The 11,855-nt window shown below is 69.8% G+C and carries 14 protein-coding genes and 1 pseudogene; 7 read left to right on the top strand and 8 right to left on the bottom strand.

All coding sequences use genetic code 11. The annotated features are described in order from the left end of the window. The first annotated feature begins 78 nt into the window (after nucleotides 1–78). From J7E87_RS32955 to J7E87_RS32945, 3 genes are read left to right on the top strand one after another with little or no spacing between them, the layout of a single operon-like run. Nucleotides 79–939 (top strand): AraC family transcriptional regulator, encoded by an 861-nt coding sequence (locus J7E87_RS32955; RefSeq protein WP_215098295.1) that lies wholly within the window; start codon nucleotides 79–81, stop codon nucleotides 937–939. 10 nt (nucleotides 940–949) lie between these two features. Beyond that, entirely contained in the window at nucleotides 950–1,777 is an 828-nt protein-coding gene (locus J7E87_RS32950; protein WP_374195254.1) for an AzlC family ABC transporter permease, read from the top strand. Next, on the top strand, nucleotides 1,774–2,082 hold the full coding sequence (locus J7E87_RS32945) for an AzlD domain-containing protein (RefSeq protein WP_215098294.1): 309 nt from the start codon (nucleotides 1,774–1,776) through the stop codon (nucleotides 2,080–2,082). The genes J7E87_RS32950 and J7E87_RS32945 overlap by 4 nt, the downstream gene beginning before the upstream one ends. Nucleotides 2,083–2,098: 16 nt before the next feature. On the opposite strand, the gene J7E87_RS32940 is transcribed toward J7E87_RS32945, so the two are convergent. Beyond that, nucleotides 2,099–3,034 carry a hypothetical protein gene (locus J7E87_RS32940; RefSeq protein ID WP_215098293.1) on the bottom strand — a complete coding sequence of 312 codons (936 nt, stop codon included), beginning with the start codon at nucleotides 3,032–3,034 and terminating at the stop codon, nucleotides 2,099–2,101. A gap of 80 nt (nucleotides 3,035–3,114) precedes the next feature. Between J7E87_RS32940 and J7E87_RS32935 the strand changes: the two genes are divergently transcribed. Together J7E87_RS32935 and J7E87_RS32930 are read left to right on the top strand one after the other, a co-directional pair. Beyond that, entirely contained in the window at nucleotides 3,115–3,309 is a 195-nt protein-coding gene (locus J7E87_RS32935; RefSeq protein WP_215098292.1) for a DUF3046 domain-containing protein, read from the top strand. Between the two features lie 129 nt (nucleotides 3,310–3,438). Then, nucleotides 3,439–4,590, top strand: coding sequence for an AI-2E family transporter (locus J7E87_RS32930; RefSeq protein ID WP_215098311.1), 1,152 nt, complete (start codon nucleotides 3,439–3,441; stop codon nucleotides 4,588–4,590). Nucleotides 4,591–4,848: 258 nt separating this feature from the next. Here J7E87_RS32930 and J7E87_RS32925 read toward each other — a convergent pair whose 3' ends face one another. Then, complete coding sequence (locus J7E87_RS32925) at nucleotides 4,849–5,205, bottom strand: DUF805 domain-containing protein (protein WP_215098291.1); 357 nt, start codon at nucleotides 5,203–5,205, stop codon at nucleotides 4,849–4,851. Nucleotides 5,206–5,486: 281 nt separating this feature from the next. Between J7E87_RS32925 and recA the strand changes: the two genes are divergently transcribed. Both recA and recX read left to right on the top strand, forming a co-directional pair. Beyond that, nucleotides 5,487–6,614: a recombinase RecA gene (gene recA, locus J7E87_RS32920; RefSeq protein WP_215098290.1), complete on the top strand. Its 1,128-nt coding sequence runs from the start codon at nucleotides 5,487–5,489 to the stop codon at nucleotides 6,612–6,614. 3 nt (nucleotides 6,615–6,617) lie between these two features. Further along, nucleotides 6,618–7,190, top strand: a complete 573-nt coding sequence (gene recX / locus J7E87_RS32915) for a recombination regulator RecX (protein WP_215098289.1) — start codon at nucleotides 6,618–6,620, stop codon at nucleotides 7,188–7,190. A 451-nt stretch (nucleotides 7,191–7,641) separates the two neighbouring features. On the opposite strand, the gene J7E87_RS32910 is transcribed toward recX, so the two are convergent. From J7E87_RS32910 to J7E87_RS32890, 6 genes and pseudogenes are all read right to left on the bottom strand, one after another. Next, the gene (locus tag J7E87_RS32910; RefSeq protein WP_308313173.1) at nucleotides 7,642–8,028 is read right to left on the bottom strand and encodes a rhodanese-like domain-containing protein; all 387 of its coding nucleotides are present in this window, start codon (nucleotides 8,026–8,028) and stop codon (nucleotides 7,642–7,644) included. Then, nucleotides 8,025–8,615: a cysteine dioxygenase family protein gene (locus J7E87_RS32905; protein WP_215098288.1), complete on the bottom strand. Its 591-nt coding sequence runs from the start codon at nucleotides 8,613–8,615 to the stop codon at nucleotides 8,025–8,027. Before J7E87_RS32905 ends, J7E87_RS32910 begins: the two co-directional genes overlap by 4 nt. A 28-nt stretch (nucleotides 8,616–8,643) precedes the next feature. Further along, nucleotides 8,644–8,715 carry a putative leader peptide gene (locus J7E87_RS36655; protein WP_309475037.1) on the bottom strand — a complete coding sequence of 24 codons (72 nt, stop codon included), beginning with the start codon at nucleotides 8,713–8,715 and terminating at the stop codon, nucleotides 8,644–8,646. A gap of 47 nt (nucleotides 8,716–8,762) precedes the next feature. Next, nucleotides 8,763–10,358, bottom strand: a complete 1,596-nt coding sequence (locus J7E87_RS32900) for an FAD-dependent monooxygenase (protein ID WP_215098287.1) — start codon at nucleotides 10,356–10,358, stop codon at nucleotides 8,763–8,765. A gap of 153 nt (nucleotides 10,359–10,511) precedes the next feature. Further along, nucleotides 10,512–10,986: pseudogene (locus J7E87_RS32895) on the bottom strand (IS701 family transposase); the annotation flags it as partial. Between the two features lie 207 nt (nucleotides 10,987–11,193). Beyond that, entirely contained in the window at nucleotides 11,194–11,634 is a 441-nt protein-coding gene (locus J7E87_RS32890) for a GNAT family N-acetyltransferase (protein WP_215098286.1), read from the bottom strand. Nucleotides 11,635–11,855 lie beyond the last annotated feature (221 nt).

The following is an 11,855-nucleotide window of genomic DNA, read 5'->3' as shown; positions in this document are numbered from 1 at the left end:
GCACCGTGCCACTGACATCAGCGGTCCAGGTCATGGACGCGCAGGTCAGAGGCGAGGTCGCCGGAGCACAATGGCTGGATGGAACGGCTGACGGAGCGGGAGTGGGCGAGGCACTGGCAGTACGAGGAGCTGCCGGGTCTCGATCTGCTGCGCGCCCGTTATGTCCGGCATACGTTCCCCCGCCACAGCCACGAGGGCTTCACCTTCGGCGCGGTCACCGGCGGGGTCGAGGACGTGAGCCTGCCGGACGGACTTGTCCGGGCGGGCCCCGGCACGGTTGTCATGATCAACCCAGAGGTGCCGCACTCCGCCCGGGCCGGTGTTCCTGAAGGCTGGACGTACTCGACGCTCTACCCCTCCGTGGAGCTCATCTCCGAGATCGCGGGAGCCGTCACCAGCATGCGCGGTACCCCGGGATTCGCCGAGACGATCGTCGAGGACCCGCAGACTGCCCAGCTGATACACAGCGTGCACCGGGCCGCAGAAGAGGGAAACGCGCTCGCAGCCGACAGCCTGCTGCGGATCGCCGTCGCCCGGATGCTGGGCCGTTACGGCAGCACCCTCTCCGCGCGTACGCCCCAGGCCTCAGGCGCCCACACGGCCGCCCTCGCCAAGCAACTCCTTGAGGAGCGGATGGCCGAACCGCCCTCCCTGGAGGGGCTCGCGCAGGTGGTCGGCACGAGCCCCTTCGCTCTGCTGCGCGCCTTCAAGGCGGCGTACGGCATGCCACCGCACACCTGGCTCACCGATGCGCGCGTGCGGCGTGCCCGCCACCTCCTGGACGCCGGGACGGCGCCCGCCGACGCGGCCGTCGCCGTCGGTTTCACCGACCAGCCGCACCTCAACCGGCATTTCACGCGGATCGTCGGCGTCCCGCCCGGCGCGTACCGCAGGGAGCGCGCAAGAACGTACAAGACCGCCGGTGAGCGCCCCGCGTAGCGTTTGCGACGTGGCAGAACAGACAGCTCATTCCGAGTCTCGCCCGCAGACTCCCGCAGGAACGTCCCCAGGCATACGCACCGCCGCCGTCGAGCGGGCGCGCAAACCGGATTCGGCGGTCGTGCGCGACGCGCTCGGCGTCGGCATAGCAGTCGGCCTGTCCGGTTTCGCTTTCGGCGTGACTTCCGCCGGAGCAGGCCTCAGCCTCCTGCAGACCTGCGCACTCAGCCTGCTGGTCTTCACCGGCGCCTCGCAGTTCGCGCTGGTCGGCGCGCTCGCGGTCGGCGGCAACCCCCTGGCCGCCGCGGCCGGCGCCTTCTTCCTCGGCGTACGCAACGCCTTCTACGGGCTGCGCCTGTCGCAGCTGCTCGCCCTGCCGCGCTTCGTGCGCCCCCTCGCCGCGCACTGGGTCATCGACGAGACCACGGCCGTCGCCCTCGCCCAGCCAACGCGGCATGCCGCGCGCCTCGGCTTCACCGTCACCGGGCTGACGCTCTATGTCCTGTGGAACCTGACCACGCTCGGGGGCGTGCTGGGCGCCGAGGCACTCGGCGACACCGACGCGTGGGGTCTGGACGCCGCGGGCCCGGCCGTCTTCTTGGCGCTCCTCGCACCAATGCTCCGTACGACGACGGAGCGAGCAGTCGCCGGGCTCGCCGTGGTGCTGGGGCTCGGGTTCCTGCCGGTGCTGCCCGCCGGGGTGCCGGTGCTGATGGCCGCGCTGGCCGCGCCCGCCGTCCTGTGGCTCAAGGGTCGCTCGATCGCCCGCAACAGCAATCGCAACAGCAATATCGCTCGCGACAGCGACGCAGACCGTACGAAGGGTGAGGACCGTTGAGTATCTGGATCGCGATCGCGGCGACCGCCGTCGGCTGCTACCTCGTCAAGCTGGCCGGCCTGCTGGTACCGGCCGGCGCCCTTGAACGCCCGCTCGTCCAGCGGCTCGCCGCGCTCCTGCCCGTCGCCCTGCTGGCCGCGCTCACAGCGCAGCAGACGTTCAGCGCGGACAGCTCCCTCGTCCTCGACGCACGGGCCGCGGGACTTGCCGCGGCGGCGCTCGCGCTGGTACTGCGCGCCCCCTTCCTGGTGGTCGTCGGGGCCGCGGTGGCAGTCACGGCGGGCGTGCGCGCGCTCGGTGGCTGAGGAGGAAAGGCCCGCGTCAAACGATCGCGCGGCCGTGCGCCCGTAGCGTCCGCAGCGCCTCGATCGTCACGATCGGCCGCGCCTCCAGGGCCGTGCCGGGCGCCCACTGCCGCCAGTTGACCGGCCAGCCGCCGTCCTCGCGCTGCTCGCCCACGAGATGCTCCAGCGAGCGCGTCATCTCCTCGTCGGTGAACCAGCGGCGGGCCAGCGACTGGGGCGTGCGGGCGTAGTCGTACGGGAAGTGGCGCTCGCCCGCCGCATAGCCGGGGGCGGGCGGGTACTCCTCGAGCCGGTCAGGGTCGAGGACCGCCAGGCCCTGTTCGCGCACCAGCCGGCCCAGCCGGTCCGCGGCGGCCTCGGCGCGCGAGCGGTCCGGGACCCCGTCCAGGAAGGCGACCGCTGCCTCGATCTCGTAGGGATGGGACTTCTCAAGGCTTTCGACGGCGGCCCAGCAGAAGTCCGTGGCCCTGAACAGCCAGGCGTGCCACACCTGATTGCGGTGCAGCAGCCCGACCACCGGGCCCGTCGCGAGCAGTTCGCTGGGAGGGTCGTCGACGATGGGGATGAATGGCGCGGACGGGTAGCCGCGCTGGGAGGGGTGGATCGCGGGCAGTGCCCCGTCGTGCGTCGACACGTCGGTGAGGTAGCGGCACATCCGCTCCACCCGCAGTCCGCCGCAGCGGCCGATGGAGTCGAGGATGCGCAGGGCGTGCGCGGTGTGCAGCGGCTGGCTGACAGGGCCGCGCAGATCGGGTTCGAGGGCGTGGCCGTAGCCGCCGTCTTCATTGAGGTACGCGGTCAGGGCGGTCTCGACCGTGTCCGAACCGCCGCCCATGAAGTGGTACTCGAAGCGCCGCTGCTCCAGAACCCGGGCGGTCAGCCAGATGAACTGCTCGGCGCGGGCGAGAGGTGACGCGGGCGAGGACGTGGGGGTTGCTCCGGTTCCAGCCATGCTCCGACCGTAGGGCGGAAAGGGCTTTCGGCAGGCCGGGAGGGACACGGCTGCACCCCCAGGGGCGGGATACTGACGTCATGCGGTTGACGATTTTCTGGGAGCGGATGGCGGACCACTTCGGTCAGGCCTACGCCGATTCCTTCGCGCGCGACCATGTGATGGCCGAGCTCGGGGGCCGTACGGTGCATGAGGCGCTGGCCGCCGGCTGGGAGGCGAAGGACGTATGGCGCGGGGTCTGCGCCGCGGTGGGCGTCCCGGCCGACAAGCGGTGAGAACTGTAGGTGACACTGGATCCCGTGGCCGAGACCGACAAGACCGAGCAGGGCACGCGAACTCAGGACGCGTCCCCGCCGAACGTCCTGCCTCCCGCACGGGCGGCCGGATCTCTCGGCCGGTCTCGCATGCCGCGCTGGCTGCCGCGCGCCATGGTGCTGGCGCTGGCTCTGTACGCCTGCTTCCAGCTCGGCAGCTGGGCCTTCCACCAGCTTGTCGGGCTGCTGATCAATATCCTGATCGCTTTCTTCCTGGCACTGGCGATCGAGCCGGCGGTGGGCAGGATGGCGGCCCGTGGCATGCGCCGCGGCCTCGCCACCTTCATCGTCTTCCTGGCCGTGATCGCCTTTGGCGTCGGCTTCGTCGTCCTCCTCGGTTCGATGCTGGCGGGACAGATCGTCGACATGGTCGAGGACTTTCCCAAGTACCTGGACTCGGTGATCCGCTGGATCAACAGCACCTTCCACACTGACCTCTCGCGGGTCGAGGTCCAGGACAGCCTGCTGCGCTCGGACTGGCTGCGGAGATACGTTCAGAACAGTGCGAGCGGCGTGCTGGACATCTCCACCACCGTGCTCGGCGGACTGTTCAAAGTGCTGACGATATTTCTGTTCTCGTTCTACTTCGCCGCCGACGGGCCCCGGCTGCGCCGCACGCTCTGCTCCGTACTGCCGCCGGCCAAGCAGGCCGAGGTGCTGCGAGCCTGGGAGATCGCCGTCGACAAGACGGGCGGGTATCTCTACTCACGCGGGCTGATGGCGCTGATCTCCGGCGTCGCGCACTACATCCTTCTGGAGATTCTGGGCGTGCCGTACGCGCCGGCGCTCGCTGTCTGGGTCGGTCTGGTCTCGCAGTTCATCCCGACCATCGGCACGTATCTGGCGGGTGCGCTGCCGATGCTGATCGCCTTCACAGTCAATCCTTGGTACGCGCTGTGGGTGCTCGGGTTCGTCGTGGTCTACCAGCAGTTCGAGAATTATGTGCTGCAGCCCAAGCTGACTTCCAAGACGGTCGACATTCACCCCGCGGTGGCCTTCGGCTCGGTCGTCGCGGGCACGGCGCTGCTGGGGGCGGTCGGCGCGCTGATCGCCATCCCGGCGGTCGCCACGCTCCAGGCGTTCCTCGGTGCGTATGTGAAGCGGTACGCCGTGACCGACGACCCGCGCGTCCATGGCCACCGGCGGCGCGACGGGGGCAGGGCGCTCGCGCGACTGCGGGGCGTGATTCGTGCAAAGCGGGACGAGGGGCCGCCCCGGGGGGCGGGGCCTGAGCAACCGTAGCGCCGCCGGCGTCAGAGGCATTCCGCGACGCCGTAGAGCGCGGGCGCGCGAAGGCGATTACCGGCGGGCCGTCGAAGGAGCTCAGCGGGTGGTGGACGGCCCAGGTCTGCAGGGTCACGGCGGCGACACCGGGGCAGGAACGACGGGCAGGAACGACGGAGCGCTGTAGTCGACGGGACTTGTCGACTACAGCGCTCGGAGCACACGGCCTGCCCGTCAGTCGTCGAGGAAGTGGTTCCCTTCGGCGACGTACGAGGGTCAGTGAGCCGGAACCAGCTTGGGGTTCGGGCCGTGGCTGTTCTCGTGCGACTTGCCCTCACTGGCAAGGAAGACGATCAGGATGATCACGCCGACGAACGGGACCAGCGAGATGAGCAGCCACCAGCCCGAGCGGTCGGTGTCGTGCAGCCGGCGGATGCTGACGCCGATGCCGGGAAGGAGCACGACGAGGCTGTACACAGCCCCGAGGATGGGGCTCGTGCCGGCGACATTGTCGATGATCGTCAGCGCGATGCTGATGACGGTGCTGATCAGGGCGAACATCCAGTACTCCTGGCGGCGCGCCCGCCCGCTGAACACCGCATATTTCTTGAGTACATCCAGGTACCAGTGCACTGCGTCCCCCCAAAGGATCGCGAATGGGGCCCGTCCTTATGGACCGGCCGAGCAGAACCTATGTGGCTTGAAGTGTGCGGGTCAAACCGTTACCTGGGGCCCGTCGAGCCGGGCTGAGAGGTGCGCTTGACACCAAAATCGAACATCCATTCTCATTGGATTCCGGCCCTCGGTTTCCAGGAGTTATCCACAGGCTGGAAGGACGCCGGGGCCCATTGTCAGTGGCAGGGGTTAGCGTCTTTGACGTGAAGCGATCGACTCAAGCAAATCGGGTGGAACCCATGGCAGGAACCGACCGCGAGAAGGCGCTGGACGCCGCGCTCGCACAGATTGAACGGCAATTTGGCAAGGGCGCGCTGATGCGCCTGGGCGATCGGCCGAACGAGCCCATCGAGGTCATCCCCACCGGGTCGACCGCGCTCGACGTCGCGCTCGGCGTCGGCGGCCTGCCGCGCGGACGTGTGGTGGAGGTGTACGGCCCGGAGTCCTCCGGCAAGACGACCCTGACGCTGCATGCCGTGGCCAACGCCCAGAAGGCGGGCGGCTCGGTGGCCTTCATCGACGCCGAGCACGCCCTCGACCCCGAGTACGCAAAGAAGTTGGGCGTCGACATCGACAACCTGCTCCTGTCCCAGCCGGACAACGGCGAGCAGGCGCTCGAGATCGTCGACATGCTCGTCCGCTCCGGCGCGCTCGACCTGATCGTCATCGACTCCGTCGCAGCCCTGGTGCCGCGCGCGGAGATCGAGGGCGAGATGGGCGACTCGCACGTCGGTCTGCAGGCGCGGCTGATGAGCCAGGCGCTCCGGAAGATCACCAGCGCGCTGAACCAGTCGAAGACGACGGCAATCTTCATCAACCAGCTCCGCGAGAAGATCGGCGTGATGTTCGGCTCGCCGGAGACGACGACCGGTGGCCGCGCACTGAAGTTCTACGCATCGGTGCGGCTCGACATCCGCCGTATCGAGACCCTCAAGGACGGCACCGACGCGGTCGGCAACCGCACCCGCGTCAAGGTCGTCAAGAACAAGGTCGCGCCGCCCTTCAAGCAGGCCGAGTTCGACATCCTCTACGGCCAGGGCATCAGCCGCGAGGGCGGCCTGATCGACATGGGCGTGGAGAACGGCTTCGTGCGGAAGGCGGGCGCCTGGTACACGTACGAGGGCGACCAGCTGGGCCAGGGCAAGGAGAACGCCCGTAACTTCCTGAAGGACAACCCCGATCTCGCCAATGAGATCGAGAAGAAGATCCTGGAGAAGCTGGGCGTCGGCGTGAAGCCGGCGGCCCTGGCGGCCGAGCCTGGCACGGACGCGGCCGGTGCGGCGGCTCCGGCCGAGGACGCGGCGAAGTCCGCGCCCGCTCCCGCGTCCAAGGCCAAGTCGGCCAAGACGGCGGCGGCCAAGGGCTAGCGAATGGCCCGGCGAACCGAATGGCCGGGCGACAGCGCCGACTCGTCGAGGGCCGAGAAGGAGCTGTCGCCCCAAGATCCTGCTGAGCGGGCACGGGCGATCTGCCTGCGGCTGCTCACCGGGACACCGCGCACCCGCAAGCAGCTCGCGGACGCGCTGCACAAGCGTGAGATCCCCTCGGAGGTGGCCGAGGAGGTTCTCTCCCGCTTCGAGGACGTGGGGCTGATCAACGACGCGGCCTTCGCGGACGCATGGGTGGAGTCCCGGCACCACGGCCGGGGCCTCGCCCGGCGGGCGCTCGCGCGGGAACTGCGCACGAAGGGTGTGGACTCCGCGCTGATCGACGACGCGGTCGGGCAGCTCGACTCCGAGCAGGAGGAGGAGACCGCTCGCGAGCTGGTCGCACGCAAACTCCGTTCGACCCGCGGCCTGGACCGCGACCGGCGCCTGCGTCGTCTGGCGAGCATGCTAGCCAGGAAGGGCTACCCCGAGGGCATGGCCCTCAGGGTGGTCAAGCGAGCGCTTGAGGAAGAGGGCGAGGACACGGAGGACCTGACCGAGGACGGTGGCTTCTAGCCCGGGCCCGGGCAGCGGCCGCCCGCGGTGCGTGGGCACCCGGCTGCTTGGCGCAGTCGCCTGCATCACATTCAGTGCCCGCGCCGCCCTCCGCCTGCGCCCGCGTTCAGGGCCCGCCGCGCTCCGGCCGCAACCGCGTGCCGCTCAACGTCGCCGCTGGGGGAGATGGTCGCGGTCCGCGAGGGCGACCGCCGCGTGCGCGTTGGCCAGCAGCCGGCCCCGCGTTCAGCGACCGCGCTGCTGTGCCGCTCTCGGCAGCCACAGCGTGCCGCTCAACATCGCCGCCGCTGAGTGGAGAAGGCCGCCGTCACGCGGACACGACTCCGCCTGGTGCGACCGCTCGCGCCTGCCCACCCAACGCGCCGTCGCCAGGCCAAGCCGGCCTTCGCCCGCGCGGGCTCAGGGTGACCAGGCAGCCCGCGCCGGCGCCGCCCTCCGCCCGCGTCGCGGACTACCGCTCCACCGGCAGTCCCGCCGCTCGCCATGCCTGGAAGCCCCCCACGAGGTCCGTCGCGCGGTGCAGGCCCAACTGCCGTAGGGACACCGCCGCGAGCGACGACGCGTAGCCCTCGTTGCAGATCACCACGACCCGCAGATCGTGGCTGACCGCCTCCGGCGCACGGTGGCCGCCCTGGGGGTCCAGTCGCCACTCCAACTCGTTGCGTTCCACGACCAGCGCACCCGGAATCAGACCGTCCCGCTCGCGCAGCGCCGCGTACCGGATATCCACCAGCAGCGCGCCGGCCTCGGCCGCCTCGAAAGCATCCTTCGGCTCGACCCGGTCCAGGTTCTCCCGTACCCGCTCCAGGAGCTCGTCGATCCCCACCCTCTCGTTCACTGCCAGTCCTCCGGACGCTCGACCTGCTCAAGACGGAGCACCGCGCCGGACCGGCTGAAGCGCCGGATCAGCGGCAGCGGCGGGTAGTACGCATGGACCGAGACAGCATGCTCGGCGGCCGACTCATTCAGTACCTCGTGCACATGGTGCTTCCCGAAGGACCGGGACTGGCCGGCCCCCAACTGCCGCTCGCGGTCGACCCCTTCGTTCAGCTCCAGGGTCTTCCAGCCGCTCGCGGGGAGCCGCGCGGCGAGGGAGTACTCCTTCAACTCGCCCGCGGCCGTGGCGAACGCGCCGAACGACTCGGCGTGGTCGTGCCACCCGGTGCCCGTGCCCGGCGGCCAGGCGATCAGCCAGGCCTCACTGCCGCCGGGCCCTTCCAGCCGTACCCACGTACGGCCCTCGGGATCGAGCGGGAGTGAGGCGATGAGGTCTTTGTCGGCGGCGGAGCGCCGCACGAAATCGAGCAGCTCGGCGGCGGTCGGCGCCGACGCTTCCGTACGCGCAGAGGCAGCAGTGACCGGGGTGGAGACAGGCTGGGACACGGAAACCGTCCTGGAAGTTCGCTGTAGGGAGCGCGGGCTCATCAGGCCACGGCGCGGGGTGTAGGCGAATTCAGCAGGACGGGCGACACACGCAGCCCGGATAGCGGACGAGGTCCATATGGACCCTCCGCCACAGGCGCACATCGGTGTCGGTCACGCTCCGGAGTACACCATGCGGCCCCTCGACGGTCAATTGATGTCCGCAGTACGGTCACTGCGCGCCGCTGACGGAGCACCGCCGCGCGCCGCGTCCGCCGCCGAGTACAGCTCCGCGGGCCGCACCCCCGCGAAGGAGGCGACCAGGTGCCCGTCGGGCCGCACCAGCAGCACGGTGTGCGCCGAAGCGCCTGGGTAGCTCTCCGTCACCAGCAGCTCCGCCCGCACCGGCAGCGCGGTGACCGCAGCGGCCAGCCGCGGCATCACCCCCGCGCTCACCCAGTGCCGCCGGTCCCACACCCCCGTACCCGGCGCGACCAGTACCACCAGCAGCTGCCCCCGCCCCAGCCGGTCCCGCAGTCGCGCGCTGGCGCCGTCCGGCGCGGTCACCCGCACATCCGCGACCGGAGCCCCTGCCTCCGTGCCCACGAAAGTCTGCGAAGGGGCGTATTCGGGTGCGAGGGGGGAGTGCGTGTAAACGGGGGGCGCGCCCAGCGGGCCGTGCCCCAGATGGCCGTCGGTGAGCAGAGTGTCGTGCCCGCGCGAGGCACCCGGAAGATAGGTACGCAGCGCGCTGCCACCCCGCAGTATCGGCAGCGACTGGTCGGCGGCGCGCAGCCGCGAGGCGACAGCGGCCCGCCGCTCCGCCTGATAGCTGTCGAGCAGCGGCTCGGACACGCCGTGGTGCCAGCTGTGCGCCAGCTTCCACGCGAGGTTGTCGGCGTCTCGCAGCCCTTCGTCGAGCCCCTGGGTGCCCAGCGCCCCGAGCAGATGCGCGGCGTCGCCCGCGAGGAAGGCCCGGTCCACGCGCCAGCGCCGCGCGAGCCGGTGATGCAGCGTGTAGACGCCGGTGTCGAGGAGCTCGTACGGGGGTGTCTCACCGCACCAGCCGGCCAGGGTGTCCCGGACGCGCGCCACCAGGGCGTCGGGGGTGACCAGTTCGCCGCGGGACGGCAGCAGCCAGTCCAGCCGCCAGACGTCGTCCGGCAGCGGCCGGGCCGTGACCTCGTCGCCGCCGGTGCGCCAGGGCGGCTGGCGGTGCAGCAACGCCTCGTCGGGCCAGGGGAGTTCGGTGCGCAGGGCGGCGACGGCATGCCGTTCCACAGCCGTACGGCCCGGGAAGCCGATGCCGAGGAGCTTGCGGACCGTCGACCTGGCCCCGTCGCAGCCGACCAGATGACTGCCGCGCCACCAGGTCGCTCCGGGCTCCCGGGTGTGCACGGTGATCCCGGTCGCGTCCTGCTCGAGCGAGTCGACGCGACTCTCGGTGACGATCCGTACCAGCCGCTGCGAAGCGACGGCGGACCGCAGTCCGCGCGCGAGGGCGTGCTGAGGGATGTGCAGCGGCGCGGATGCGCCGTCGTCGCCGAGGGCAAGCTGCCGTACGTCCTGCCGGCGCCGCATCGAACGCCAGCCGGCCCAGCGGGAACCTTCGTCACAGACAGTGACGCAGCCGAGCCGTTCCACCATGGCTGCCGTATCGGGCCGCAGCACGACCGTACGGGCGGGACGCTGCTCGTCGTTGCCCGCGCCTTCATCGAGTACGACCGAGGGGACGCCTTGTTGCGCAAGTGCCAGCGAGAGCGCGAGCCCGACAGGCCCCGCGCCCACGATGATCACCGGGTCCACGGCACGGCTCCTTCTGGCTTGCTGATGGAACGAAAGATAGCAAGTGGAGCCCGGTGCACGATCACGCATCGTATGCAACCCACTGCGGGTGGCTTCGTCAAGCGACGCTGGAGCGCGGGGGTCTGCTGCAGGTTTGGGTGACAGGTCAAGATGTCACCCAATCGTGCGGCAGACTCGATCTTCATGGCTGGGTTGCGGCTTGCCGCCGGTAATGTGGTGACGGCGTCGCCAGGCGGACCACCTCCGTCGGTGGGCCACACGTGGACGGGCTGGACAACGAGGGTGATGAACAGGCGCTGGATCTCGTTGCAGGACAGCGGGATCAGATCGTCCGGAGCGGGACGGCGGGTATGTTCGTCGGCGCGGACGACGCTGAGGAAGGCGTGAGCGAGCATCGCCAGGGTGGCCCAGCGGGTCCAGGACGCGAAGCGGCGGACCTGATGCTCGTCAAGTCCGGCCAGGCCCTTCTCTGCCTGGAAGGTCTCCTCCACCCGCCACCTTGACCCGGCGACCTTGACCAGCATGCCCAGCCGTACCACCCGGGTGAGTAGCAGCGGTAGTAGGCGAGTTCGCCGGTGTGTCGGTTGCGGCGGATCAGCAACTGCCGGTGTCCAGGCCCGGGATCGGTGCCGGGGTTCGACCCGCGCGAACCGGCCCGCTATCCGGCCCATCAGCCCTTCGAACGCATCCCGCCAGCGGGCGGGATCTATGCTGTGACCTGCGGCCACCGTCTCATCGTTGGTCCACATAACTCACGATGATCAACGGTGGGGCCGCACCTGTTCCCCCACCGCATATGGCCTCGCCAGCGAGATCACGAGCTGCGACTCAAGTATTAGGGTGACAGTTCGATCTGATATCGGATGAAACCACGGTTCTCCGCCACCTTGTCGTAGAGATGCCGCGCAGTGCTGTTGGACGCGTGGGTGTTCCAGTACACACGGCAGCAGCCGCGAGCCTGGGCCCAGTCGGACACAGCAGCGATCAGCGCGCGAGCCGCGCCCTTGCCGCGCACGTCCGGCGCAGTGAAGAGGTCCTGCAGAAAGCAGAGGTCTGGGCCCGACGTGTTGGGGTGGACGAGGAAGTGCGTGATGCCGACGAGCCTGCCATCCAACCTCGCCCCGAGGGCGTGCAGACGTGTGTCCGCCTGGAATTCGAGCCATGCCCAGTCGTACATCTCGGGCGGCTCGACTCGCTGATAGAAGTCGATGTACGCGCGGAACAGGGCCTCCCACGCATCCCTGTCGGACGGCAGGACCTTGCCGATACTGATCACGGAGCGCCCTCCAAATACGGGTGGATCCAAAGATCACCATCTACCAGTCGGCTGGAAAGCGGTGGCGAGTGAGGCGAGGATCACAGCCCGTGTGGGGCGTCGAAGAGGGCGGTCGGGAACCCGCTCCTGTCGCTCCTGACGCCGCCCTCGACAGAAGCGACCCTCCAGCCATGAAGATCACGATCTACAGCTGGAGTATTAGTACTCCAGCCGGACTTCTT

Source organism: Streptomyces sp. ISL-1, assembly GCF_018614585.1.
Taxonomy (GTDB): domain Bacteria; phylum Actinomycetota; class Actinomycetes; order Streptomycetales; family Streptomycetaceae; genus Streptomyces; species Streptomyces maoxianensis.
Note: the sequence above shows the minus strand (reverse complement) of the source record. Positions and strands in the feature narration are given on the sequence as shown.

Bases quoted from the DNA above. Each gene is read 5' to 3' on its own strand.
- J7E87_RS32955 (WP_215098295.1), top strand. From the start codon at position 79: ATGGAACGGCTGACGGAGCGGGAGTGGGCGAGGCACTGGCAGTACGAG.
- J7E87_RS32940 (WP_215098293.1), bottom strand. From the start codon at position 3,034: ATGGCTGGAACCGGAGCAACCCCCACGTCCTCGCCCGCGTCACCTCTC.
- J7E87_RS32935 (WP_215098292.1), top strand. From the start codon at position 3,115: ATGCGGTTGACGATTTTCTGGGAGCGGATGGCGGACCACTTCGGTCAG.
- J7E87_RS32930 (WP_215098311.1), top strand. From the start codon at position 3,439: ATGCCGCGCTGGCTGCCGCGCGCCATGGTGCTGGCGCTGGCTCTGTAC.
- recA (WP_215098290.1), top strand. From the start codon at position 5,487: ATGGCAGGAACCGACCGCGAGAAGGCGCTGGACGCCGCGCTCGCACAG.
- recX (WP_215098289.1), top strand. From the start codon at position 6,618: ATGGCCCGGCGAACCGAATGGCCGGGCGACAGCGCCGACTCGTCGAGG.
- J7E87_RS32905 (WP_215098288.1), bottom strand. From the start codon at position 8,615: ATGAGCCCGCGCTCCCTACAGCGAACTTCCAGGACGGTTTCCGTGTCC.